The sequence below is a fragment of the Nocardioides eburneus genome, assembly GCF_040838215.1.
In the GTDB taxonomy this organism is placed as follows: domain Bacteria; phylum Actinomycetota; class Actinomycetes; order Propionibacteriales; family Nocardioidaceae; genus Nocardioides; species Nocardioides eburneus.
Genome location: NZ_JBFPJR010000004.1, coordinates 79456 through 104439, shown reverse-complemented (window position 1 = coordinate 104439; position 24984 = coordinate 79456). Strand labels below are relative to the sequence as shown.

Annotated in this window: 18 protein-coding genes; 2 read left to right on the top strand and 16 right to left on the bottom strand. The window is 73.3% G+C overall.

Annotated elements, in window-relative coordinates:
• Window positions 1-48 precede the first annotated feature (48 nt).
• The gene (locus AB3X52_RS03450) at window positions 49-1941 is read left to right on the top strand and encodes a hypothetical protein (RefSeq protein WP_367991383.1); all 1893 of its coding nucleotides are present in this window, start codon (window positions 49-51) and stop codon (window positions 1939-1941) included.
• Between the two features lie 132 nt (window positions 1942-2073).
• Here the strand turns inward: AB3X52_RS03450 and AB3X52_RS03445 are convergent, their stop codons facing one another.
• The 10 genes from AB3X52_RS03445 to AB3X52_RS03400 form a co-directional block, all read right to left on the bottom strand.
• Window positions 2074-2949, bottom strand: coding sequence for a TylF/MycF/NovP-related O-methyltransferase (locus AB3X52_RS03445; protein ID WP_367991382.1), 876 nt, complete (start codon window positions 2947-2949; stop codon window positions 2074-2076).
• A gap of 24 nt (window positions 2950-2973) precedes the next feature.
• Window positions 2974-3897: an NAD-dependent epimerase/dehydratase family protein gene (locus tag AB3X52_RS03440; RefSeq protein ID WP_367991381.1), complete on the bottom strand. Its 924-nt coding sequence runs from the start codon at window positions 3895-3897 to the stop codon at window positions 2974-2976.
• Between the two features lie 147 nt (window positions 3898-4044).
• The gene (locus tag AB3X52_RS03435; protein ID WP_367991380.1) at window positions 4045-5232 is read right to left on the bottom strand and encodes an enterochelin esterase domain-containing protein; all 1188 of its coding nucleotides are present in this window, start codon (window positions 5230-5232) and stop codon (window positions 4045-4047) included.
• Window positions 5233-5246: 14 nt separating this feature from the next.
• A complete protein-coding gene (locus tag AB3X52_RS03430; RefSeq protein WP_367991379.1) occupies window positions 5247-6065 on the bottom strand; it encodes an ABC transporter ATP-binding protein in 819 nt (272 codons plus the stop codon).
• The gene (locus AB3X52_RS03425; RefSeq protein WP_367991378.1) at window positions 6062-7093 is read right to left on the bottom strand and encodes a FecCD family ABC transporter permease; all 1032 of its coding nucleotides are present in this window, start codon (window positions 7091-7093) and stop codon (window positions 6062-6064) included. Before AB3X52_RS03425 ends, AB3X52_RS03430 begins: the two co-directional genes overlap by 4 nt.
• Window positions 7090-8091, bottom strand: a complete 1002-nt coding sequence (locus tag AB3X52_RS03420; RefSeq protein WP_367991377.1) for a FecCD family ABC transporter permease — start codon at window positions 8089-8091, stop codon at window positions 7090-7092. The genes AB3X52_RS03425 and AB3X52_RS03420 overlap by 4 nt, the downstream gene beginning before the upstream one ends.
• A complete protein-coding gene (locus AB3X52_RS03415; RefSeq protein WP_367991376.1) occupies window positions 8084-8908 on the bottom strand; it encodes a hypothetical protein in 825 nt (274 codons plus the stop codon). The genes AB3X52_RS03420 and AB3X52_RS03415 overlap by 8 nt, the downstream gene beginning before the upstream one ends.
• Window positions 8905-11343 (bottom strand): hypothetical protein, encoded by a 2439-nt coding sequence (locus tag AB3X52_RS03410; protein WP_367991375.1) that lies wholly within the window; start codon window positions 11341-11343, stop codon window positions 8905-8907. The genes AB3X52_RS03415 and AB3X52_RS03410 overlap by 4 nt, the downstream gene beginning before the upstream one ends.
• Entirely contained in the window at window positions 11340-12311 is a 972-nt protein-coding gene (locus AB3X52_RS03405; protein WP_367991374.1) for an ABC transporter substrate-binding protein, read from the bottom strand. Before AB3X52_RS03405 ends, AB3X52_RS03410 begins: the two co-directional genes overlap by 4 nt.
• A 161-nt stretch (window positions 12312-12472) precedes the next feature.
• Window positions 12473-13135 (bottom strand): FadR/GntR family transcriptional regulator, encoded by a 663-nt coding sequence (locus AB3X52_RS03400; protein ID WP_367991373.1) that lies wholly within the window; start codon window positions 13133-13135, stop codon window positions 12473-12475.
• Between the two features lie 163 nt (window positions 13136-13298).
• Here AB3X52_RS03400 and AB3X52_RS03395 point away from each other — a divergent pair, with 163 nt between their 5' ends.
• Window positions 13299-15938 (top strand): hypothetical protein, encoded by a 2640-nt coding sequence (locus AB3X52_RS03395; protein WP_367991372.1) that lies wholly within the window; start codon window positions 13299-13301, stop codon window positions 15936-15938.
• Window positions 15939-16015: 77 nt separating this feature from the next.
• On the opposite strand, the gene AB3X52_RS03390 is transcribed toward AB3X52_RS03395, so the two are convergent.
• Genes AB3X52_RS03390 through AB3X52_RS03365 form a run of 6 tightly spaced genes read right to left on the bottom strand, consistent with a single transcriptional unit; the run spans window position 16016 to window position 24962 of the window.
• Window positions 16016-16609 carry a 4'-phosphopantetheinyl transferase family protein gene (locus tag AB3X52_RS03390; protein WP_367991371.1) on the bottom strand — a complete coding sequence of 198 codons (594 nt, stop codon included), beginning with the start codon at window positions 16607-16609 and terminating at the stop codon, window positions 16016-16018.
• A 13-nt stretch (window positions 16610-16622) separates the two neighbouring features.
• A complete protein-coding gene (locus tag AB3X52_RS03385; RefSeq protein ID WP_367991370.1) occupies window positions 16623-20450 on the bottom strand; it encodes a non-ribosomal peptide synthetase in 3828 nt (1275 codons plus the stop codon).
• Entirely contained in the window at window positions 20447-21334 is an 888-nt protein-coding gene (locus tag AB3X52_RS03380; protein ID WP_367991369.1) for an isochorismatase family protein, read from the bottom strand. The genes AB3X52_RS03385 and AB3X52_RS03380 overlap by 4 nt, the downstream gene beginning before the upstream one ends.
• 27 nt (window positions 21335-21361) lie before the next feature.
• Entirely contained in the window at window positions 21362-23047 is a 1686-nt protein-coding gene (locus tag AB3X52_RS03375) for a (2,3-dihydroxybenzoyl)adenylate synthase (RefSeq protein WP_367991368.1), read from the bottom strand.
• Window positions 23044-24189 (bottom strand): isochorismate synthase, encoded by a 1146-nt coding sequence (locus tag AB3X52_RS03370; RefSeq protein WP_367991367.1) that lies wholly within the window; start codon window positions 24187-24189, stop codon window positions 23044-23046. The genes AB3X52_RS03375 and AB3X52_RS03370 overlap by 4 nt, the downstream gene beginning before the upstream one ends.
• On the bottom strand, window positions 24186-24962 hold the full coding sequence (locus tag AB3X52_RS03365; protein WP_367991366.1) for an SDR family oxidoreductase: 777 nt from the start codon (window positions 24960-24962) through the stop codon (window positions 24186-24188). The genes AB3X52_RS03370 and AB3X52_RS03365 overlap by 4 nt, the downstream gene beginning before the upstream one ends.
• Window positions 24963-24984 lie beyond the last annotated feature (22 nt).

The following is a 24984-nucleotide window of genomic DNA, read 5'->3' as shown; positions in this document are numbered from 1 at the left end:
TCATCCGGCTCGCGTTCCCTCTGCCCCTGACGACCACGAGGAGGCCTGGTGACCGCTGCCGTCGGACTGCCGGAAGAGCTGGCGCGCGACGCCGACGACCGAGGCGCCGCCTCACGGCTGGCCTCTCGACTGCTGCGCGCCATGTCACCGACGAGGGCCGCCGACACGATCTTCGGGCTGATCGCCGAGAGCCCGGAGCGGTTCCAGACGGCGCTCGCCGTCGAGCTGGTGAAGATCGAGGGCCCGGCGCGGCTCGACGCCTTTCTCGCGTCGCTCCCGGAGCCCCCGGTCCCGGTCCTCACCGCGGCCGCACGTGCAGTGCTCGCGTCGGGCGCGACCGGGGCGGCGCCCGACCCGGCGGAGGTCACGGCGCTGTGCGGAGCCTCCCCCGCCGTACGCGACCTGGCGGCGACGCTGTGGGACCGCACGCGCTACGTCCCCGTCGAGGAGTACGACGGCGCGCCGGCCGTGCGGGAGTTCCTCCGCAGCCCGATCTTCGACCTCGATCCCGCGGTGGCCGAGTACGCCCGCACCCTGCGTTTCTCCTCCCCGGAGGAACGACGACGCGCCGTCGCGTCCGAGCGGCTCTCGGCGTACCAGACCTTCGCGCTGCGCACCGGGACGCTGAGCGTGAACGACGCCCACACCGGAGAGCCGGCGACCTACCTCGGCTACTACGCCCACTGGGACAAGCTCGTCTACCGGTTCCGGGGTCGCGACGCCCGGGGTCGCGCGCAGTACCTCGTGGTGGGCGGGGTGGCCGGTCAGGTGTCCGGGCTCTACCTGCCCGATGAGGACGTCCTGCTCACCTTCGACCAGACCCTGCCGATGGACCTGCGCACCTGGCCGATCGTGAAGATGAACCTCGCCTGGCAGATCGCCCGCCACCCCGCGCCCGAGTCCGACCGGTCGCTGTCGGACGACACGACCGCGACGGTGGCGGTCCGGGTCGGCGGGCCCGAGAACTACGCCCACGTGCTGTGGAACTCGCTCGGCGCCCTCGCCCGGGAGCGCCTGCTCGGCACGCTCCCGAACGTGCGCGAGGTGCGCGCACACGCGTCGGAGTACTTCGGCCCGCTCCGGCGGCTCTATCCCGAGATCCGGCACGCGACGATCGTGAAGAAGCGCGCCGGTGGCATCGACGGCACGCACGTCGCGGATCCCGGCCGGATCCTGGTGCCGCTCGGCTCCACCCTGCTCTTCCCGGAGGCGATGCAGCGCGTCGCCGCCGCGGCCGACCGTCGCCGTGACGACGCCGAGGTCCGGCCGCTCCTCGACCGGCTCGCGTCGTTCGACCGGCGGATCTATGTGGCGCTGCGTGTGGGCGACAAGGCATGGTCCGACGCCGCCGTCGAGCTGCCGAAGCTCATCGATCGCACCCTGCAGACCTATCCCGACGCCTGCTTCGTCCTCGACGGCTTCTCGGTCCCCGCAGGCAGGAGCTATGTCGCCGGCCGCTGGGAGAGTCAGCTGCGCGCACTGACGGCGTTGGTCGACGACGTGCGTGCCGGCGCGCGCGAACCCGACCGGGTCGTCAGCATCCTCGGCCTCGACCTCCTGGCCAGCATCGCCCTGATCCGGCGGTGCACCTGCTACCTGACACCGTTGGGGACCGCGCACCACAAGGTGGACTGGCTCGCCGACCTGCCCGGCGTCGTCTACGCCTCCGAGGACTACGCGCGGATCCCGCAGGAGCGCTGGCCGGGGTTCTCCCAGCGTCTCGGCTCGCACGAGCCACGGGTCGTGGTCGGTCGTGACGACTCGGCGCGCTCGATCCGTCGACAGCGCAGCGACGACCGCCGGCAGAACCTCGCCAACTTCTCCCTGGACTGGGCGTCGGTCTGGACCGAGTTGGAGCCGATCCTCGCGACGTCGGGGCCGCGCCGGAGGAGGAGCCTCCTCGCCGGCGCGCGTCGGCGCGTCTCGACGTTCCTCGGCTGATCCGCCGGGGCTGATCCGCCGGGGCTGATCCGTCGGGGCTGATCCGTCGGGGCTGATCCGTCTGGGGCTGATCCGTCTCGGCTGATCCGCCGGGCCCGGGCCGGCACGCCCCGATGGTGTGGCCCGGACGACTCAGCGGGGCTTCACGGCGATGCGGCCGGACGCCATCGGAGCGAGCAGCAGTGGCTCCCCCGTCCGGGCGAGCCACTCGTCGACGGCCTTGCGCGCACCGTCCCAGTCCCGGTAGTCGTCGATGATGAGCACCCCACCGGGGCTGAGCCGGTCGTAGAGGTGGTCGAGCTCGTGCCGGGTCGACTCGTACCAGTCGGTGTCGAGACGGAGGAGCGCGATCGTCTCCGGCGCCTCACCGGGGGTGGTCTCCTCGACGAGACCCGGGTGGTAGCAGATCCGCTCGGCCGGGTAGCCCGTCTCCGCCATCCCCGCCCGGACGTCATCGAGATCGGCGACCGCCCACATCCTCGACTCCCTGGGCGACGCCGCGAGCAGATCCGCGGCCGCGACGGTCTCGCCGTGCTCGGTCCGGGTGTCGTCCTCCGACGGCGGTGGCATGCCCTCGAACGTGTCGAACAGATGCAGCTCGCGCGTGGTCTCGTCCAGCTCGAGGAGCGTCAGCGCGACCGCCTGCATGCTGCCGCCCCGCCAGACGCCGCACTCGACGACCTCGCCGGGGATCCGCTGCCGCACGACGTAGCGTGTCGCCTCGATGAGCGCGTCGAGCTTCGCGTGCGCGGTCATGGTGCGCGGGCGCACCCGGGCGATGCGTCCCCGGGTCACGTCGTCGTAGTACGCCGGGAGGTCGTCGCCACGGGCCCAACGCTCGGCACGCGTCTGCTCCTGGCGAGCAGCCTTCCGCTCCCGGCGGCGTTCTTCGCGCTGCGCGACCTCGCGCTGGTAGTCGAGGACCGCCTCGCGTCGCGCCGCCTCGATCCGTTCCAGGTCGGCCTCGGGCCGGGCGAGGACGTTCTTGAGACTGTCCTTCAGCGACATCGTCAGCTCCTCGTCACGCCGTCGTCAGACCTGCTGCTGGGCGGCGAACCACGCCCACGTCTTCGCCAGGCCTTCGCGCAGCGGCGTGGACGGCGCGAAGCCGAATCCGGAGCGGGCCTTCTCGATCTCGCACCAGGTCTCGCGGACCTCGCCGGGGCGGAAGTCCTTGTAGAGGACGTCGAGCTCACGGCCCGTGACCTCGCGCATGAGGTCGAGCAGCTGGTTCACGGTGGTCGGCGTACCGCTGCCGAGCTGGTAGGCGCCGGTCGCCTCGCTCTCGAGCGCGACGCGGATGCCCTCCACCAGGTCGCCGACGTAGAGGAAGTCCCGCGCCTGGCTCCCGTCGCCGTACACCACCAGCGGGTCGCCGGCGAGGACCTGCTTGAAGAAGTGCGCGACCACCGAGCCCTTGTGGAAGGAGCGGGGCCCGTAGATGTTGGAGAACCGGAGGGCACAGCCGGCGAGGCCGTACGCCGCGGTGTAGGCGCTCAGGTAGCCCTCGAGCATGAGCTTCGAGGCACCGTACGGCGACGTCGGCTGCGCCGCCATCCGCTCGTGCACCGGCGGTGGGACATCGCCCACGATCGCGCCTCCGGTCGACGCCGCCACGATCCGCGGCACCCCGAGCTCGCGACACAGCTCGAGCAGCTGGAACGTGCCGACGACGTTGTTCGCGAAGTTGTGGGCGGGATCCTCGATGCTGTCGATGACCCGGGTGTCCGCGGCGAGGTGGACGACCGCGTCCTGCCCCGTCAGCGCGGCCGCGACGGCGTCGCGATCGCGGAGGTCGCCGGCCAGGAACCGCACCGTCGTCAGGTCGAGGTGGCGGCGGTCGCCCAGCGACTCGTTGTCGAGCACGGTGACGTCGTAGTCCCCCTGCGTGGTCAGTGCCTCGGTGAGGTGCCGTCCGATGAATCCGGCACCGCCCGTCACCAGGACCTTCTTCACCGTGGCCCGTCCTTTCCGTCGCGGATGCGCGCCCACACTAACCACGAGAAGACGGCCTCAGCGGCCCCTCGGGACGGGTCCTCGCAGACCGTCGCCGGATCGACGTCCGTCGTTCACGAGCCGTTCGCCGGAGCGGGGCTGGTGCCGCTATCCGAGGAGTGCCCGCAGGCCGTCGGCGACGGTGCCGCGCCACCACGCGTAGTCGTGGCCGCCGTTGACCGGCGCGGCCTCGACGTCGATCCCGGCCTCCACGAGCTGGTCGGCGAGCGCGCGGTGGGGTGCGTCGAGCACCCACTCCTGCAGGCCCCAGGCGAGGTGGATCCGGGTGTCGACCCCGGCCCGGACGAGCTCCGCGAGGTCGTCGAGCCAGAGCGACGCCGACTGGCTGGCGACGCCACGGACCACGTCGGGTCGCGCCAGGCCCACCCGGAGCGCGGTGAGGCCACCCAGGCTCTGCCCGACGACGACGACGCGCTCCTCCACCGCGCGGAGGGTCCGCGTCCAGGGCACGAGCTCGTCGGCGACGTAGGTGCTGCCACCGTCGTTGCCGAGCTCCGCCCAGCGCGTCTCCCGGTCCCCCGAGGAGGGCAGCACCGCGCGGACCGGCGGGATCATGCCGTCGGCGATGAGGTTGTCGAGCGTGGTCGGCAGCGACTGGCGGGAGGTCCAGACCTCGCCGTCGAGAGCGACGACGAGCGGGAGCGGCACGTCCGCCGGCACGTCGGCAGGGTCATAGAGCCACACCTCGCGCCCGTCCGGACCCTCGTGGCGGACGACGGCGCCGGCGGGCACGTCGAGCCGTCGGGAGAGCCAGCGCTGCTCGGGCGCGTCGGGCAGCGAGACGACGGACTGGCGGGTGCCGGCGCGGTTCTCGCACGAGTCGGGGTTGCGCGGGTCCGGCAGGCCGCGGTCGAGCGCAGCGCGGAGCCCGACGTGGCCGTCCCCGACCCACGGCGCCGGCTCCCCGGGCCGCTTGATCAGGAAGGCGTACGACGCCCGCCAGTCGGCGCGCATCCGGAACGACGCGTGCCACAGGTCGGTGTCGCCGTGGCGCTCGAGGAGGGTGTCGGCGAGCTGGGTCTCGTCGGTCAGTCGGTTGGCGAAGAGCAGGACCTGCTCGGCGTCACGGTCACGCCAGCAGAAGGTGACGACGACCTCGCCGGGCCCCTCTCCGGGCGCACTCGACTCGACCGCCTCGACGAGGGGCAGGTGCTGGGCGATCCGGTCCCAGAACATCGGCACGTCCTCGGGCGCGAGGCGGTCGATGAGGCAGCTCCGGACGCGCGGCACCGGCTCCGGCCGCGGCGGCTTCGGAGGTCGCAGGTGAGTCGTCATCCGGCGTGTTCCTCTCAAGCAGTCGTCGCACCGGGGTGGCCCACCGTACCGACGAGCGGCAGCACGAGGGGAGTCCCGGTCAGCGGGTCGGGGATGATCCGGCAGGGCAGGTCATAGACGTCGGCCATGAGCTGCTCGGTGACGATCGCGCTCGGCTCCCCCTCCGCGACGATCCGTCCCTCGCTCATGACGACCAGGTGGTCGGCGTACCGGAACGCGAGATGGAGCTCGTGCAGGACCGCCACGACGGTGCGCCCCTCGCGGGCGAGCCGTCTGGCCAGCTCGAGGACCTCCAGCTGGTGGGCGATGTCGAGGTACGTCGTCGGCTCGTCGAGCAGCAGGAGCGGCGTCTCCTGGGCCAGGGCCATCGCCAGCCAGACGCGCTGGCGCTGGCCGCCGGAGAGCTCGTCCACCGGCCGCTGCGCGAGCGCCGCGACGTCGGCGGCCTGCATCGCGGCCGCCACCGCCTCCTCGTCGCGCCGCGACCACTGCCGCAGCAGGCTCTGGTGCGGATAGCGCCCCTTGGCGACCAGATCGGCGACGGTCATCCCGTCGGGCGCGGTGGGCGACTGCGGCAGCAGGCCGAGGACGCGGGCGAGCTCCTTCGGCCCGTAGTCCGCAGTCGGCCGGCCGTCGACCACGACGGTCCCCGCCGAGGCGGGCAGCATCCGCGCGAGGGTGCGCAACAGCGTCGACTTGCCACACGCGTTGGGCCCCACGATGACGGTCATGACACCGTCGGGGATCGCGACGTCGAGGCCGTGCAGGACCCGCCGCGCGCCACGCTCCGAGCCGTACCCGACCTCGAGCCCCTTCGCCGCCAGCCGGCTCACCGGCGCCTCCATTCCAGGGCCAGCAGCCCGATCAGGTAGACGCCTCCGAGGGCGCCGGTCACGACGCCCACAGCCAGCTCCGTCGGGGCGAGCAGCCGTTGGGCGAGCAGGTCGCTGCCGAGCACCAGCACGGCGCCGGTGAGCGCCGGCCCGGCGACGCCGGACGTCGGCGTGCCGGCCAGGCGGCGCGACACCTGCGGTGCGGCCAGCGCCACGAAGGCGATCGGCCCGGTGGCAGCGGTCGCGACGCTGACCAGCCCGACCGCGACGAGCACCGCGAGGGTGCGCACCCACTGCGCGGGGACGCCGACGGCCCGCGCCGTGTCGTCGCCGAGGGTCAGCAGCTGCAACGGCCGGGCCAGCGCGAAGGCGGCGCCGATGAGGAGGGCGACCGCGACCAGCACGACGGTCGCGCGCGGCCACAGGACCGCGTTGAGCGAACCGGCCAGCCACTGGGCGGCGGTCTGCGCGGTGACGAGCGAGGCCCGTACGACGAGCAGCTTGTCGACGGCGGTCAGCGTGGCTCCCACGCCGATCCCGACCAGCACGAGGCGCTGGCCGGTGAGCCCGTGCGGTCGGGTGAGCAGGTGGACGACGAGCGCCGTGCCGAGTCCACCGAGGACCGCGCCGATCGCGACGGAGCCCGTGTCGCTGCCGAGCACGATGATCTGCACGAGCGCACCCGTCGCCGCCCCGGTCGTGAAGCCGATGATGTCGGGGCTGCCCAGCGGGTTGCCGGTGACGTTCTGGAAGAGGCTTCCGGCCACGCCGAGGGCCGCGCCCACGACGAGGGCCGTCACGACGCGCGGCAGGCGCACCTCGCGCACGAAGTACGCCGCCAGCCGGTCGTCCCCTCCCCCGGTCAGCGCCGCCAGGACCTGACCCGGCGAGATCCCGTAGTCGCCGAGCATCAGCCCGATCCCGGCGAGCACCACGGCGGCCGCCGCGAGCGCGAGCAGCACCCAGGCCACCCGACGCCGGAACCGGACGGACCGCTCGCCCACCCTGATGAGGACATGGGTCGTCACAGCGCAGGCACCTTCCGGCGGCGTACGACGGCGATGAAGACGGGCGCTCCCAGGAGGGCCGCGACGATCCCGACCTGGGTCTCCTGGGAGCCGACGACGACGCGGGCGAGCACGTCGGCGAGCAGCACCCAGACGGGACCGAGCACGAGGCACATCAGCGCCACCCAGCGCTGGTCGTGGCCGACGAGCGCACGCGCGAGCATCGGGACCGCCAGCCCGACGAAGCCGATCGGCCCGACCGCGGCCGTCGCCGCGCCACACAGCAGCGTGACGGCGAGCATGGCGAGCGCGCGGGTCCGCACGAGGCGTACGCCGAGCGCCCGGCCGGCATCGTCGCCCAGGCTGAGCGCGTTGAGGGCGGGGCCGACCGCCAGGGCGACGACGACGCCCACGACGAGGAAGGGCGCGACCGCCTCGAGGACCGGCCAGCCGCGGCCCTCGAGCGACCCGGCCACCCAGAAGCGGAACTCGTTGAACGCCTCCTGGTCGGCCAGGATCACCGTCTGCGTGATCGCCGCCAGGGCCGCGCTCACCGCGATGCCGGCGAGGGCGAGCCGTGCCGGGGTGGCGATCTGCCCCGACGTGCCCGCGAGCAGGTAGACGCCGACCGCGGCGACCGCGGCGCCGAGGAAGGCGAACCAGAGGTAGAACCAGATCCCGCTCACACCGACGATCGCGACCACGGCGACGACGAAGAGGGAGGCGCCGGCGTTGATGCCGAGGATGCCGGGGTCGGCGAGCGGGTTGCGGGTGAGGCTCTGCATGAGCGCGCCCGCCAGGCCGAGCGCGGCGCCGACCGCGATGCCCGCCACCGTGCGCGGCAGCCGCATCTCGCGGAGCACCGTCGCGTCGTAGCTGCTGTCGGGGTCCAGCAGCAGCCGCCACACCCGCCCCAGCGGGACGTGGTGGCTGCCGATCGACAGGCTCAGCGCGGCAGCGACGACGAGGAGGACGAGTCCGAGGAGCAGCAGCCCGAGCCTGCGCTCCCGGTTAGGCACGGCCCTTGCTGCCACGGCGGAGCTGCAGGGCGATGCCCAGCGCGGCCGCTGCAAGGAGGACCAGCCCGACGATCCCGACGACCGGGACGTGGCTCTCGTCGGTCCGGTCCGCGGCCGCGGCTGCGGGGGTCGCGGCCGCCTCGTCGGTTGCGGTCGCCGGTGCGGACGGGGAGGCGCTCGGCTCTCCGGCCGCCGACGAGTCCGCCGATGACGTCGAAGAGCTCGAGGCCGTTCCGCCCGGTGCCGGAACCGTCAGCACCTTGCCCGCCGGGACGACGCTCGGCGCGGTGACCGGCGCCCCGGACGGCGCCGATGAGCCGGTGGTCGTGGTCGGCGCGCCCGTGGCGGTCGCCGCCGGCTCGCCGCCGGCCGCCTGCGCGGCGGCGGCCACGACGGTGAAGTCGGTGTTGCCGCGGCAGCTGTAGGGCGTGATCTTCCCGCCCTCGTCCTTGCTCGCGAGGAAGCGTAGCCAATGCTTCTTGTTGACCGGGATGTCGGCGGGCAGCACGAAGGACCCGCTCGCGACCCCGTTGCTGCCGACCCGCTGCTGGTGCACCACGCAGGCGCCGAAGGAGACCAGCGTGCTGCAGAACTTCTGGTCGTCGATCTTGATGCTCACCGTCTCCCCCGCCGGGAACCCCGAGACGGTGAAGTGGATCGTGTCGCCCGGGTGCAAGGTGCGCGGGCTCACCGAGGCCGAGGTCCCCGTCGTGTCCGCACTCGCACCGCCGGAGGGGATGGCGTACGCCGGCGTGGCCGGTGCCGCCACCAGAAGACCGGCCGCCAGCAGGCCGAGCGTGCCGAGCAGGCGCCTCATGCCGCACCTCCGCGACGCGTCACGGCGCCGATGCCGACGCCCCCGAGCAGGGCTGCGCCGAGGCCGAGCATCCAGCCGTCGGTGGCGGAGAGGTGGCGGCCGAGCCAGCCGACCGGAGCGGCCGCCGCCAGCGCGGCGACCTCCGGCACGCTGGCGGGTGCCTCGTCGCTCTCGGTCTCGGCGACCGCCGCCGTGAGGTCGGCGTTGCCCCAGCCGAGGAGCCGGCCGGAGGCGTCCTGGACGCTCACCCGGTAGGCGGCGGTCGGCAGGTCCCGCAGGTCGACGCGGATCAGCTTGTCCGCGTCGGCCGCGATCCAACCGGCCGGGATCGCCCGGCTCCGGTCATAGACATAGATGAACAGCGGTCCGGATGCGTTCGGCACCTTGGCCGACCACACCGTTCCCACGAGGGAGGCCATCAGCTTGTCGGCGTCCTTCAGGTCGGCGTACGACTGGACCGGCGGAGCCGGGTCGGTGGTCGTGCCGACGGCCGCGGGCGTCGCACCTGGGGTGGTCGCGGCCGGAGAGCCACTGGAGGCGGTCGACGTGCCGTGCGTGGTGCTCGGCGTGGTCGACGTGGTCGGCGCAGCGCCGCCCGGGAAGACCACGCTCGCCCAACCGAGCAGCCGACCGATCTCGCCCTGGTTGCCGCTCTGGACGACGAGCCGGTTCTCTCCCATCATCGGCACGGATCCGAGGTCGGTGACGAGGCGGCCACCGGCGCCGAGCCGGAACCACGTCTCCCCCCACGGATAGCGCGGCGAGCCGTCCGGAGCCAGGCCGGAGAGGAAGACCCAGTCGCCCTTCTCGCCGCCCGTGACGCGCACGTGCAGCGTGTCGCCGACGACCTTCGCTGTGACGCCCGTGCTCAGCTGGCTCACCTTCACCGGGTCGGGGAGGCCGTTGGGCCGGTACTTCCCGACGATGAACTCCGGCGACTCGATCGAGCGCTGCACGTCGCCGTCCTTGAGACTCCCGGTGAGCAGGGTCAGCGTGTGAGCACCCTGCAGCATCGCCGGGGTCGAGGTCTTCGCGGTGCCGTCAGGCAGGGTGATGCGTACGTCGAACGCGCCCGTGCTGTCGGCTCGGATGATCGCCCAGGTGTCCGGCTTCGAGGCGAGGACGGACGTGTCGAGGCGGCTGTAGGCGCCGCCGTCGATCTTCACCCCGAGGACGGATCCGCCCGTGGACGCGCACCAGCCGCTGCCGACGACGTGCAGCTGGCCGCCCGGCTTGACGACCGGCTCGGGGAAGGTCACCTGCGCGGTCGCGCCACTGCTGCACGTGCCGTTGACGACCGGCGCGGCCGCCCCTTCCGGCGTCGGCGCCGGGCCGGCCGGCATCTGGCTGCCGACGGCGAAGGTCGCGATCTTGGAGATCCCGCTCCCATCACTCGCCGCGCTGAGGAACCGCAGCCAGTGCCAGCCGTTGGTGGTCCCCGCGGGGACCATCACGTTTCCGCTGAACCGACCGTCGGCGCCGACGGTGAGCGTCGCCGGGGTGGTGACGAGCTGATCGGCATCATCGAGCTTGACCGCCACCGCTTTGCCGGGCACGAAGCCCTTCCCGGCAACGGCAAGGGTGTCACCCGCCGCCACCGGGCTGGCCGTGGCGATCCGCACGGACTCGGTGCCGGTGCTCTCCGGCTTCGGCGTGGGCGCGGCCGCCTTGGCGACCGTGAAGGCCGGCGTATCGGCCGAGGCACCAGCACCGGCGATGTGGAGCCAGTGCGTCCCCTCGGTCGCGTCGGCCGGCAGCGTCATCGTCCCGGTGACCTTTCCGCTGTCCAGAGCGGTCACCGTGCCGAGCACCGTGACGCCGTCGAGCTTGACGGTCACCTCGGCGCCGGGCGTGAATCCGCTGCCTCCGAAGGAGATCCCACCACCCGGCGCGATCGATCCGGAGGTCTTCAAGAACACGGTCGGGTCCGAGGATGGCACGGGAGCCTTCACGGTGAAGAAGGCGTCAGCACCCTCCTTGGTCGTGGTGTGCTTCGAGACCCCGGCACCCAGGAAGCGCAGCCAGTGCTGGTCGCCCTCCGGCGTCGAGGCCGGAAGCGTGACGCTGCCCGAGACCTTCCCGTCGGCTCCCGCCGTCACCGTCGCGATGACCTGATCGCCATTCGGGAGAGTCACCGCGCCGTCGTCGATCTTGATCGAGAGCTCCACACCCGGGGTGAAGCCGTTCCCGCCGAACTCGACCTTTCCGCCGGGCTCGACCGGGTCGCTCGTCTTGAGGAAGACCCAGCCGTCGCCGTTGTCGGTTCTCGGGCCGGCGGCGTACGACGCCGGGGCGATCGCCAGCGCAGCGACGAGCGCCATCGGGAGCGCGAGCGCGAGCGCCACGAAGGCGGCGAGCAGCCGCAGCCGGCGGGTCATGCTGTTCGGGGTCCCCGCGGCGCCCGGAGCGAAGCGAGGACGTCGTGGGGTGTTCATGCCAGCGCCTTCACGACCGAGGCGACGAGCCGCGACATCAGCAGCGGGCCGCCGGTGGAGGTCCACAGCGAGCCGTCGACGGGGATGACGTGCTTCTCCTTGACGGCGGTGAGCTGGTCCCAGCCGGGCACCTCGCGGGCCTCGGCGAGCGCCTTCTCGGCGCCCTTGAGGTCGCTGCTGCCGCCGGCGTCGGGGTTGCCCTCCGAGGAGCCGCCGAGCGTGCCGAAGAACATGTAGTCGCCGTCGATCTGGCCGAGGTTCTCCAACGAGACCGGCTCGCTGTGGCCGCGACCGCGCTTGTCCTGGCTGGCCGGCCGCTTCAGCCCGAGGTCGGTGAGCGCCTGGCCGGCGAGGAGCTCCTTGAGGATCACCGAGGCGGAGCCACCCTGCCAGCGCACGATGGAGAAGGTGTCATCGGCATACGTCGTCAGCTTCTTCTTCGCCGCCGCGACCTGGGTGTCGTAGTCGGCCACGACCTTCTTGCCCTTGTCCGCGAGGTTGAGGGCGTCGGCAACGCGGCCGAACTCCTCGCGCCAGTCGCCGCCGGCGTACCCGGCGTAGAAGGTCGGCGCGATGTTGCGCAGGATCTTCAGGACGTCGTCGCTGTTGACGCTCGTGCCATCGACGAGGATCAGATCGGGCTTGAGCTTGGCGATCGCCTCGTAGTCGAGGGCGGAGACGGAGCCGACGACGGGTACGTCGCCGGCCAGGTCGGCCAGGTAGTTCGGGACGCCCGACTGGCCACGGCCGGCGATCGCCCCGACCGGCGTGACACCGAGCGCCAGGGCACCGTCGATCGTCGGCTCGCTGACCGTGACGACGCGGGTCGGGTGCGCCGGGACCGTCACTGCGGTCCCCTCGACGTCGGTCACCGTGCGGGTGGCACCGTCGGAGCCCGCGGCCGAGGTGCTGCTCTCGCCACAGGCGCTCAGCGCGAACGGGAGGAGCAGGAGGAGAACGAGGGCCATCGCTGCGCGGGCAGCGGCCGACGAGCGGACGTGAGGAGACATGACAGGGTCAACCGATCCAGACGACATCAGTTAGGTGAGGCGACCCTAACATCGGTCTGATCTTTCGTGGAGGCCCACTGCCCATCTGGCGATACGCGGCCTCCGCAGCCGTCCGGGCGTCAGTCGCGCGCGACGAAGTCGTGCTCGGCATGCCCGGCCGCCACCGCGGCCGCGGCGGTCGGGTTGCGGGCCGCGATCGCGGCGAGGAGCGCGGCGTGCTCGGACCGGCGCGCCACGTCGTCCTGACCCGCCATCACCCGACCGTCCCGCAGGCCTTGCCGCAGTGCAGCAAGGATGACGGCGTACAGCTCAGCGAGCAGGGTATTGCCCGACATCTCCACGAGGATCGAGTGGAACTGGCCCGGCGTACGCCCCCGCTCCGCACCGTCCCCGCCCGCGACATCCGCGTGATGCGCGGCCTCCAGGCGAGCGAGCGCCTCGGGCGTCGCGTGACCGGCCGCCAGCTCCGCGGCCTGCACCTCGAGCCCCTTGCGTACGGCGAGGATGTCCGCCCAGGAGTGGCCCGCCAGGAAGTCGGAGAGTACGCCGCGGACGGGGTTGAGCGAGCGCACGAACGTGCCTCGCCCCGGAGCGGGCTCGAGCATGCCGAGGTGGGCGAGGCTGCGGACCGCCTCCCGGATCGTGCTGCGCCCCACGCCGAGCTCGGCCGCGAGCGCGGCCTCGGTCGGGATCCGGCTGTTGACCGGCCAGCGTCCGCTCATGATGTCCGCCTGCAGCCGGCGCACGGTCTCCCGCGCCCGCTCGCTGCCCATCGCCGCCATCGCCCCTCCGTCCGCCCGATGGCCCGGAGTCTAGGGAGGCGCGGCGCGATCCAGCCCACGGCATGAACACCCTTCCGAACTTTGTCAGACCTAAGTTAGGGTCGCCTCACCTAACTAGATCGGGTACGTCTCGGTACGTCCCACGAACCAGGAAGTCAGATCCGTGACCACTCCCCTGCCTCACCGCCGCGCCGTCCGCATCGTCGGGCTCGCTACCGCGGCGGTCGTCGGCCTCGGCGGCGTCTCCGCCATCGCACCTGCGTACGCCGACACCCAGTCCACGTCCGACGGTGCGAGCGCGTCAGTCGACGATGTCGTCGTCATCGGCAACAAGATCCACCTCGAAGGCTCCGGCTGGACAGGTGGCAGCGACCCGGACAACGGCTCGACGATCGCGGTCAAGCTCGGCGAAGCGCTCGACACCGAGCCGGCGGACGGCCCCGTCACCAACCCGGCGACGGGCGAGTCCGCCGACGGTTTCGACGTCTGGGACGCCATCGAAGCGGACGCCGACGGCAACTTCAGCGCCGACATTCCGTTCCCCACTCCGGACAACACCTCGCCGGCTCTCGATACTGCGTGGGAGGTCGGCACCACGCACACGCTTCGCCTGCTCACCGGGTCGATGGAGAGCGGTGACAAGGGACGCAGCGTGCTGCTCACCTTCACCATCGGTGACAAGGTGACGGTCTCGTCCACCACGGGCGGCCGCGGCGCCTCAGCCGATCAGGTGACCCTCACCCCGGCCGCCGCCTCCGGCGCTTTCATCGCCGGCGAGAACGTGACCGCGACCGTCGACGGCGCATCGGCCACCTGGACCATCGGGCGCGGCACTGCGGCGACCACGGCGGACCATGCCACGGCCGCCGACGACGGTTCGCTCAGCGGTGCGACCCTCGTCTTCGCCGACGGCTCGCTGCGCGCCGGCGCTCACACCGTCGCCCTCACCGGCGACCAGGGCACGACCTTCACCGCCAGCGTCGACGTCCTCCCGGCGCTGACCTTCTCCGCGCTCACCCAGGGCAGCAGTGGGACGCTCTCGCTCGCCAACCTCCCGGGCGGCGCGCAGATCACCGGCATCGACCTTCCCGGCGCGACCTTCACCGGCCTGCCGGTGACCGCCGCCGACGACGGCACCGCGACGGTCGCCTACCAGATCGCCGCGGCCGCGGAGCTCGGCACCCAGACGGTCACCGTCACCCAGACCGGACCGGACGCGACGTACACCTCCTCGGCGAAGATCTCACCGGACAACACGGTCGTCGGTGCCGACAAGTTCACCATCACCTCCACCAAGTCCGGCGACGTGGGCGCGGGCCTCTATCAGTCGGCCTACAGCGCCAAGCAGAAGGCGCTCTACGTCTCCGACACCAACGGGCTCTACAAGCTGAACCCCGACACCCTCGCGGTCGAGGAGTCCATCCACGACGTCACCCAGGTGAGCGACAAGGACGGCAACGCCGGCCAGACGACGTTCGGCATCGGCGTCGATGACGTCAACGGCACCGTGTGGGTGACCAACACCCGCGCCAACACCGTCGCGGTCTACTCCGAGGACGACCTGACGCTGCTCAAGCAGTTCACCAGCGCCGACACCGACGCCACGGTCGGCCACGGTCGCGACGTCGTCTACGACCCGTCGACCAACCAGGTCTTCATCAGCTCGGCGAGCGAGGGCAGCAGCGGCGAGGGCTACATCGCCGTCTTCGAGGGTGGCGACAACAACGGGGACGGCACGCCGTACGCGCACGTCACGAACATCGACACCGGCGACCGCGCCGTCTTCAACCCGGTGAGCCTCACCCTGGACGCGGCCACCCACACGCTCTACTCCCCGAGCCTGAGCAGCGACAAGGTCGCCGCCATCGACACCGAGTCCGGTGACGTGAAGCTGCTCACCCTCCCGGGGATCGAGACCGACGGTCGCGGCGCGACCGGCATCGCCTACCACGCCGGCCGCCTCTACGTCGCCAGCCAGAACACCGACGAGCTCCTGGTCGCCGACGCCGCCACCGGCGCCACCATCAAGGAGGTGCCGACCGGCACCCAGCCGGTGAGCGTCGACGTCGACCCGGTCAACAAGCGCGTCTACACCGCCAACTTCGGCGGCACCACCGTGACCGTGACCGATCTGGACGGCAACAAGGTCGCCAACCTGCCGGTCACGAGGGCCAACCACGTCGAGGCCGACGGCCGCGGCAACGTCTACGTCGTCGACAAGTCGGACGACAACAAGGTCTGGAAGATCACTCCGAAGGCCGCGGCGCCTGCCACGCTGAAGTCCGCCACCCCGACGATCTCGGGCACCGCCAAGGTCGGCCACAAGCTGACCGCAAGGGCCGGCTCCTGGACCAAGGGCGCGAAGCTCGCCTACCAGTGGCTCCGCAACGGCAAGACCATCAAGGGCGCGACGAAGGCGTCGTACACCCCGGTCGCGGCCGACGCCGGCCAGAAGCTCTCGGTGAAGGTCACCGGCTCGAAGACCGGCTACCAGACCGCGAGCAAGACGTCCGCCGCCAAGAAGGTCGCCAAGGGCAGCCTCTCCGCCGCGAAGCCGAAGATCTCGGGCAAGGCGAAGATCGGGAAGAAGCTGACCGCCAAGCCCGGGAAGTGGACCGCCGGCACGAAGTTCCACTACCAGTGGTTCGCGAACGGCACGAAGATCAAGGGCGCGACCAAGGCCGCTCTCAAGGTCATCAAGAAGTTCAAGGGCAAGAAGCTCGTGGTGAAGGTGACCGGCACCAAGGCCGGCTACACCACGCTGGTCAAGGCCTCGGCCCCGACCGCGAAGGTCAAGCGGTGACCACCTAGCCCCATCACACAGCGCCCCCAACGCAGCGGCCCCGCTCTCCACGGAGAGCGGGGCCGTTCGCAGGTTCGTCAGTGAGCGCCGAACGCGCAGACGCCGACCGCGCCGGCGGCGGACCACTCCTGCAGCACGAGCCCGGCGGCACGGTCGGCGGGCCGGCCGTCGGCGAGGACGTCCAGGGCGGCCGCCTTCTCCAGCGAGCCGACGCCCGCCTTCACCAGCGCCTCCTTCCGCACCCACAGCCGCGTGAACGCACGCCCGGGGTCGGCCTGACTCGCGACCCACGCCTCCTCCGGGCCGCTGAGGGCTCCCCACGGCGGCGGCTCGCTCCGCACGGCCTCGACGTCGATCCCGCAGCGGACCTGGGAGGCGACGGCGGCGACGTAGCCCTCGGTGTGGCTGAGGCTGACGTGCAGCGGCAGGAGCACACCGGGCACGTACGGCGCACCGTGCTGGTCGCTGCCGCAGCGCGCACAGCGCTGCCGCAGCTCCACCTCCGCAGGGGCGATGCCGAGCAGTTGCGCGACACACGCCCGCGCGAGCAGGTGCGCCGCGACGTACGCCGCCCGGTCCTCCGCGCGCACCAACCGGTCGCGCCGCGCCCGCTCCACGGCGGTGAGCAGCGCCTCGTCACCCTCCACCTCGTCGACCGCAGCGAAGCGCACGAAGGAGCGCAGGCTACCCATCGAGCAGCCCGGCGAGGACCGCGCCGACCTCGTCGACGACCGGTCGCCGGACCAGGTCGCCATGGGTCGCAGCGATCTCGATCTGACGCACCTCCCCGGCGACGTACGCCTTCCAGCCGGTGGCGTCGAGCCAGCTCTCCTCGCGTGGCGCGGTCGCCACGAGCACCGTGAGGTCGCCGGGGAGGACGGCGTGCTTCGAGGTGCGCACGATCCGGGCCGACTCGACGACCGAGGCGAGACACCCCTCGATCACGCCCTCGGGCAGCTCCCCGACCGCGCTCCCGGACTCCCGCAGCAGCCGCACCGCCGTCGCGCGGTCGAGCGGGCCATCGGGCGGCTCGAGACCGCCGAGCCGCAACACGCCCACGAGCGCCTCCTGCTCGGTCGGCTCGGCGAGGTGCTGCCACTGGTCACAGGGATAGGCGTCCAGGAGTACGACGGCGTCGACCCTCTGCCCGTCGGCGCGGGCCGCCGCGGCGACCGCGTGGGCGGCCATCCCCCCGAGCGACCAGCCGGCGACATGGAACGGCCCGTCGCCGACGACGGAGCGGATCGCGGCCAGCTGCCGATTGGCGAGGGCGTCGAGATCGGCCACCGGCTCGGGTCGCCCTTCGGCGAGGCCCGGCGCCTGGATGGCGTGGACCCCCTGGTCGGCCGGGAGGGAGCGGAGCAGGCCGGTGTAGCACCAACCCAGCCCGCCCGCGGGCGGGAGCAGGAAGAGCGGCGCCTTCTCGCTGTCGGCAGCGGGACGCAGCGTCAGCACCTCATCCGTCTCGGCCGCCCGCTCACCCGTCCCGGCGACGATCGCGGCGAGCCCGCTCGGGGTGGGATGCGCGAAGACGTCGCCGAGCGTGAGCGTCACGCCCACCTCCTCCTCGACCGCGCCGAGGAGCCGGAGCACGCGCAGCGAGTCCCCGCCCAGGGCGAAGAAGTCGGCGTTCGGGCCGACGACCGGCAGCTCGAGCACGTCGGCGACCACCGCACAGAGCCGCTGCTCGAGCAGACCGCGCGGACCGGTCTCGCCGGCGCCCGCCTCGAGCACCGGCGGAGCGCTCGCGGCGAGGCGCTTGCGGTCGGTCTTGCCGCTCGTCCCGAGCGGGATCTCCTCGACCGCCACCCAGTGATGGGGCAGCCACGACTCCGGCAGCCGGGCGGCGGCGGCCGCCCGGAGCGCGCGCGCGGCGGTCTCCGCGCTCACGCCCTGGCCCGGCACGAACCACACGACCAGTCGCTGGCCGACCACCCCGGCCGCGACGCCGGCGACCTCGGGCACGCCGGCCACCGCCGACTCGATCTCGCCGAGCTCGACCCGCTGGCCGCGGATCTTCACCTGGTCGTCGGTGCGGCCGAGATAGCGCAGGGCGCCGTCCGGGCGCCAGGCGGCGAGGTCTCCGGTGCGGTAGAGCCGGCCGTAGCCGGTCTCGACGAACCGCTCGGCGGTCAGATCCGGCCGCCCGACGTAGCCGTCGGCCAGCTGGACGCCGCCGAGCCACAGCTCGCCGGCCACGCCGACCGGGACCGGGCGCAGCTCGGCGTCGAGCACGAAGCACCGCGTGTTCTGGACCGGCCGGCCGATCGGGACCGACTCCTCCCCCACGGCGCAATCCCAGCACGTCACGTCGACGGCGGCCTCGGTGGGCCCGTAGAGGTTGATCGGCGGCACGCCGAACCACGCCGCGCAGCCCGCGACCAGGTCCGGCGTCAGCGCCTCACCGCTCGTCACCACGTGGCGTACGCCGGCCGCGGCGACCCGCTCCCGCGCCCGCCGGTCGGCGAGGAAGGCCCGCAGCATCGAGGGCACGAAGTGGAGCGTCGTGACCTTCTCCGTCGCGACCAGGTCGGCGAGCGCCCGCGGGTCGCGGTGCGCGCCCGGCTCCGCGATGACGACGCAGCCGCCGACCTGCAGCGGCCAGAAGAGCTCCCAGATCGAGACGTCGAACGAGATCGGCGTCTTGTGCAGCACCCGGTCGCCGACCCCGAGCGGCAGGTGGTGCTGCATCCAGGCCAGCCGGTTGTCGATCGCGCGATGCCCGACCAGCACGCCCTTGGGCCGTCCCGTCGAGCCCGAGGTGAAGAGCAGGTACGCCGGCCCGTCCACGTCGGCACCCGGCAGCGCGCCCTCGGGCTCGGCGTCGGGGATCGTGTCCGGCGCGACGATCAGCGCCGCGCCCGCGTCCTCGAGCATCCCGGCGACCCGGGCCTCGGGCAGGTCGGGGTCGAGCGGCAGGTAGACCGCCCCGAGGAGCTGGATGCCGTGGATCACCTCGTAGAGCGCGAACCCGCGCGGCAGGGCGACGCCGACGACGTCACCCGGCCCGACACCCTGCGCTGCGAGTCCCGCCGCGACCCGACGGGCGGCCGCGAGAAGCTGTCCGTAGGTCCGCGTCTCGCCACCGAGGACCAGCGCCACCGCGTCGGGCGTGCGCGCCGCCTGCTCCGCGAACCGCTGCCCCAGGGTCGCGCTCTCGCGCGTGACGGCGGTGTCGTTGACCTCCTCGGTGACCCAGACGCGCTCCCGCTCGGTCAGCAGCGGAAGGTCGTCCACCCGGGTGGCAGGGTCGGCGCCGGCGTACGTCTCCAGCCAGGCGGCCAGCCGCGCGAGGTGGAGCTCGACCTCATCGGCCGCGTAGAGCACCGGGTTGGCGTCGATCTCGAGCCGGACGGTACGACGCCGGCCGGGCGTCCCGCGCAGACAGACGGTGAGGTCCTCGACCGGCCCGGCGGTCAGGTTGCGGACGGCGCCGGTCGCGCGGCGCCCGTCGGGGTGGGCCAGCTCGACCTCGAGTTCGAAGGGCACCAGGTTGACCTGCGCGCCGAAGAGCTGGGCGCCGGCGTCGCGGGCATGGAGCCGTCGGGTGAGCTCCTCCTGCCGGGTGAGCGGGTGCTCGCGCAGCGCCGCCTGCTCGGCCGCGGTGGCGGCGAGCGCCTCGGCGACGGTGCCGTCGGCGGGGATCGTCGCGGGCAGGACGTTCATGGCGGTGCAGACGGTCCGGGCCGAGGGAAGCGTGCCGCGGCCGGGCAGGGAGCGGTTCATCAGCGGGAGCCCCACCCGGGCGGCGGCGAGCCCCGCCATCCGGGCGACGTAGCCGCCGACGGCCGCGACCACGAGGTCCGGCCAGCCGACCCCGAGACGACGCGCCCCCTGGGCGATCGCCTGCTGCTGCGCGTCGCTGAGGACGATGCTCCGCTTGATCGCCCGTGGCGAGGGCGCTGCCTCGCGGCCGGCGAGCGAGGCCGGGCCGCTCATCGCCGCGAGCCGGGCGTCCCAGGCGGCGAGACCGTCGGGGTCGGCAGGCTCGCTGCCCACCAGCTCGGCCAGCGATGTGACATCCAGCGTGCGCTCCGGCGCACTCTGGGTGTCACACGCCGCGTAGAGCTCGGCGACCCGCTTGAGCAGCTGCTGCACGCCGTACCCGTCGAGGACGACGTGGTGCGCGGCGTGATACCACCAGGCCGCGTCCGGCAGGCGCAGCAGGGCGCTGCGCACGGCACCGGTGGCGAGGTCCATCGGCGCGGCGAGGTCGGCGCGCAGCCACTCCTCGGCCGCATCCGCCGAGTCCATGTCGACGACCTCCAGCCAGGCTCCCGCCGCCGGCCCGACCCGCTGCTGCGGGCCGTCGGGGGTGAGGCGGAACGTCGCCCGGAGCTGCTCGAACTCGTCGTACGCCGCCAGGAGCGCCGCCCGCAGCCGCTCCTCGTCCACGGCACCGGTGAGCTCGACGACCTCCGCCGTCGTGTAGCACGGATTGTCCGGGGCCAGCTCGTGGGCGAAGAAGAGGCCGCGCTGGGCGGCGGTGAGCGGGAGCCAGCCGCCCGTCACGCCGGCGACCCCACCCGCTCGCCCTGCTCGACCAGGTAGGCGACGCAGGCGCGGCGGGTGAACTCCCCGAAGTCGATGTCCACGCCCGCATCGGCCAGGTCGTCGAGCATGTCGAAGGCCTGCAGCGAGTTGAGGCCCAGCTCGAAGAGGTCCGCCTCCGGCTCGGCGAAGGCGCGCTCGACCAGCTCGGTCGGCAGGAGCCGCGCCAGCGCGGCCCGCACCTGGCCGTCCCAGCCATCCGCGCGCCCGGGGGTGAAGGCCGCGACGACGTGGTCGGCGAGCGCGACGACACCGCAGCAGGCCGCGATCTGGTCCAGGGCGCGGGCGTGCTGGTCAGCGCCGAAGTCGGCGACCGCGTCCGCGACGACGAACGGCTGCACCTCCCGCTGGAAGCCGTCGAAGGCGGTCGCGGTGATGCCGATGTGGGCGTAGACACCGGTGATGACGAGCTGGTCCCGTCCCGCCCCGGCGAGCCGCTCGGCGAGGTCGCTCTTGGCGAAGGCGCTGTAGCGCCGCTTGACCAGCAGCGTGTCCTCGGGCGCCGGCGCGACCTCAGGCACGACCCCGGTGTGGTCGGCGACGGCCGACATGCCCGGGCCCCACAGGTCGGCCTGCAGCCCGCGGTCGGCGTGGTCGCCGTCCTGGGCGGTGTAGAACACCGGCACCCCGGCGGCGCGCGCGGCCGTGAGGATCCGGGCGGTCGCCTGGAGGGCGCCGGTCAGGGCCTCGCAGCCCGGTGCGTAGGGCCGCAGGAAGTAGCGCTGCAGGTCGTGCACGAGCACCGCGGCGCGCGTCGGGTCCAGGACCCACGGCGCGGTGCTCAGCGGGAGCGCCCGCTGGGGCGGGACGGGGGCGGCGTACTCGATGAGGGTCGGCAGGGCCATGTCGCTTCCCTTCGAAGGGGTCGGTGGTCAGTCGGTCAGCTGGTCGGCCAGCTGGTCGGTCAGCAGGCGGCGCAGCTCGCGGCGGCTGTTCTTGCCGACGTGCGTGGCCGGGAAGTCGTCGAGGAAGACGAAGGAGTCGGGGATCTTGTACGTCGCCAGTCCCGCCGTGCGCAGGGCCTCGGCGAGCTCCTCGGGGCGACGCTCGGCGCCCGGCTCAAGGCGTACGACGGCACAGATCCGCTCGCCGAGGTAGGCGTCGGGCAGGCCGACGGCCACCGCGTCGAGCACCTCGCGCCGGGCGAGCAGGTGACCCTCGATCTCGTCGGTGGCGATCTTCTCGCCGGCCCGGTTGATCTGGTCCTTGTCCCGCCCGGTGACGGTGAGGTGGCCCGACGGATGGCGTCGCACGAGGTCACCGGTGCGGTAGAACCCGTCCTCGGTGAACGAGGAGGCGTTGACCGCCTCGGTCCAGGACGGGCCGCCGTAGTAGCCCCGGATGGTGTAGGGCCCGCGGGTGAGCAGCGCGCCCTCCTGCCCGTCGGTCACCTCGCGCGACGGGTCGTCCGGATCGACGACCCGAACCTCGTCGTAGGCGCTCATCGGGCGGCCCTGCGTCGTCAGCACCAGCTCGTCGGGGTCGTCGTCGCGGGTGTAGTTGACCAGGCCCTCGGCCATTCCGAAGACCTGCTGGAGACGTCCGTGCAGCACCGGCTCGACGTCGCGGGCGACGACGTCGTTGAGCTTGGCACCGCCGACCTGGACGGTCCGCAGGCTGCTGAGGTCAGGCCGGCGCCGGCGTGCCGCCGAGATCCACGCCTGGGCGAGCGGCGGCACCAGGGCGGTCACGGTCACGTGCTCCCGCGCGATGAGCGCGAAGCCGGTCCGTGGGCTCGGGTCGGGCGCCAGCACGACCGTCCCGCCGGCGTGGAGGACGCCGAGGATGCCCGGCGAGCTCATCGGGAAGTTGTGGGAGGCCGGCAGCACGACCAGCATCACGGTGTCCTGGTCGAGGCCGCAGATCTCGGCGGACGCGCGCACGGAGTAGAGGTACTCCTCCGCGGCGCGCGGGATCAGCTTCGAGATCCCCGTCGTGCCGCCGGAGAGCTGGAGGAACGCCAGCTCGTCCGCGGCCACGTCGGCCACCTCCACCGCAACGCCGCCCGCGTCGCCGCGCTCCCACTCCTCCACGTCGACGAGCACGGGCGGCTCGACGCCCTGCTCGGCGACCCGGTCGGACACCAGCTTGTGGAGCCCGCGGTGGTCGGTGCCGTCGGGGTCGCCGACGACGACGAGCGCCGCGGCGTCGGCGATCGTGCAGAACTGCCCCAGCTCGATCTCGCGGTGCGTCGGCAGCGCGAACACCGGGACCGCGCCCATCCGGAACAGCCCGAGGACGACCGCGAGGTACTCCACCACGTTGGGCAGGGCGACGACGACGCGGTCACCCCGCGCCACGCCGTACGACGCCAGCCGCCGCGCCGCGAGCGCGGCCTGCTGGCCGAGGTCGGCATACGTCCAGCGCACCTCGGCGCCGTGGCAGTCACGGCCGACGACGGCGGTGTTGGCGGCGTACCTCCTCGTCCGGTCGACGACGAAGTCCGCGAAGGACTCCGGCGTCCACAGCCCGAGCTCGCGGAAGCGACGGCGCTCGGCCTCGCCGTGGCGTGGGTAGGGCAGCGCCCGAGACCGCGTCGACCGGGTCGGGGTCGTCATGCGATCACCTCGCCGGCGAGGTCGAGACCGACGGCGTGCGCCATCGTGGCGAGCTTGGCCGCCGTCTCACGCACCTCGAGCTCGGGGTCGGAGCCGGCGACGATGCCGGCTCCCGCGAAGAGCCGGAGCCGCTCACCGTCGAGGACGCCGGCTCGGATCGTGACGGCGAGCTCCCCGTCCCCGCGACCGTCGACCCAGCCGACGGCGCCGGCGAGGGGACCGCGCAGGTCGCCCTCGAGCTCCGTGATCGCCGCGAGGGCCGCCGTGGTCGGCACGCCGCCCACAGCCGGCGTCGGGTGCAGCAGCTGGGCGAGCCGCAGCGCCGACGGGCCGTCTCCGGCCAGGCGGGCGCGGATCGGCGTGGCGAGGTGGTGCAGCGTGTCGGTGGAGAGCAGCTGCGGGCGCGCGGGAGCGTCGACCTCGACGCACACGTCGCGGAGGGCGGCGACGATGCCGTCGACGACGTAGGCGTGCTCGGCGAGGTCCTTGGCCGAGTCCTGGAGCGCCTCCGCCCGCCTCCGGTCCTCGGCGGGATCCGCACTGCGCGGCACGGAGCCCGCCAACGGGGTGCTCGCGACGAGCGCGCCGCGTCGGCGCACCAGCAGCTCCGGGCTGGCGCCCAGCAGCACGGGCGCGTCCGGCGCCGCGTCGAGCGGCAGGCTGAAGACATAGCGTCCAGGTCGCGCGGACAGCAGTCCGGCGACGACCGTGTCGGGGCGCAGCGGCGGGTGGCTGACCGCCTCGAGGCACCGGCCGAGGACGAGCTTGTCGACCTGGCCGTCCGCGATCCGCCCGAGCGCCGCGCGCACCTGGTCGGCGTAGGCCGCCGGCGTCGGGACGGCGCGCACGCGGTGGCGGGCGACGGCCTCGTCGCGCGCCGCCGGGCCACCCGGGAGCGGCACGACCCGGTGGGCGACGCCGCGACCGCCGGGCGCGAACGACAACGCGACGAGCGCCCGCTCCCCCGGCCACAGACCCGTGACCACCTGGTCGGCCCACGCAGCGTCGGTGTGCTCGGCCACGCTCGTGCCGCGGAGCTCGGCCGCGGTGAAGCCGTCGTCCCCGGTGAAGACCAGTGGGACGTCGTACGCCGCATGGCGGCCGCGCGTGCCCGCCCCGACCAGTTCCTCGACGGCCGTCACAGCGACGCACCCCCGTCGACGTACACCTGCTGGAGGGTGACGTGGCGCGCGGCGTCGGAAAGCAGGAAGCAGACCACCGCGGCGACGTCGTCGGGGTCGGCGATGCGGCCGAGCGGGATCCCGAGGCGGTACGACGCCGGGTCGCCCTGCAGCGCGGCGGCGCGGCCCACCTCGGGGTCGGGCCAGAGGTCGCGCTGCATCGGCGTGTCCGTCGACCCGGGCTCCACCACATTGCAGCGGATGCCACGCGCCGCGAGCTCGAGCCCTGCGCACCGCGTGACGGCGGACGCCGCAGCCTTGGACGCGGCGTAGGCGAGCAGCCCCGTCCTCGGGACGCGGGCCGCGTTCGAGCTGACCACGGCGACCGCGCCACCGTCACGCAGGTGGGTCGCCCCCGCCTGGAGGCAGTTCAGGACGCCGGTGGCGTTGACGGAGAGGTGCCGGTCCCAGTCGGAGGGCACCAGGTCAGCCAGCCCGCCCGGGACGAGGATCCCGGCGGCACAGGCGAGCCCGGAGAGCGCGCCCAGTTCGCGCTCGGCAGCAGCGAACGCGACCCGCACCTGTGAGCGCGAGCCCACGTCGACGACGCGGTCCAAGACGGCGCAGGCTCCTGCGGCGCGGGCCTCCTTCGCGGTCAGCGCCAGGCCCTCACGATCGAGGTCCAGCAGGGCGAGGGCCGCACCGGAGCCGGCCAGGCGAAGCGCGGTCGCCCTCCCGATCCCCGACGCGGCACCGGTCACCAGAACGGTGGGCGGAACCTGCTCGTCATTCATAGGACGATACTAAGGTCAGCCT

Excerpts from the sequence above, each read along its gene's own strand:
- AB3X52_RS03445 (WP_367991382.1), bottom strand. The coding sequence starts at position 2,949 with ATGTCGCTGAAGGACAGTCTCAAGAACGTCCTCGCCCGGCCCGAGGCC.
- AB3X52_RS03435 (WP_367991380.1), bottom strand. The coding sequence starts at position 5,232 with ATGACGACTCACCTGCGACCTCCGAAGCCGCCGCGGCCGGAGCCGGTG.
- AB3X52_RS03415 (WP_367991376.1), bottom strand. The coding sequence starts at position 8,908 with ATGAGGCGCCTGCTCGGCACGCTCGGCCTGCTGGCGGCCGGTCTTCTG.
- AB3X52_RS03410 (WP_367991375.1), bottom strand. The coding sequence starts at position 11,343 with ATGAACACCCCACGACGTCCTCGCTTCGCTCCGGGCGCCGCGGGGACC.
- AB3X52_RS03405 (WP_367991374.1), bottom strand. The coding sequence starts at position 12,311 with ATGGCCCTCGTTCTCCTCCTGCTCCTCCCGTTCGCGCTGAGCGCCTGT.
- AB3X52_RS03400 (WP_367991373.1), bottom strand. The coding sequence starts at position 13,135 with ATGGCGGCGATGGGCAGCGAGCGGGCGCGGGAGACCGTGCGCCGGCTG.
- AB3X52_RS03380 (WP_367991369.1), bottom strand. The coding sequence starts at position 21,334 with ATGGCCCTGCCGACCCTCATCGAGTACGCCGCCCCCGTCCCGCCCCAG.
- AB3X52_RS03375 (WP_367991368.1), bottom strand. The coding sequence starts at position 23,047 with ATGACGACCCCGACCCGGTCGACGCGGTCTCGGGCGCTGCCCTACCCA.
- AB3X52_RS03365 (WP_367991366.1), bottom strand. The coding sequence starts at position 24,962 with ATGAATGACGAGCAGGTTCCGCCCACCGTTCTGGTGACCGGTGCCGCG.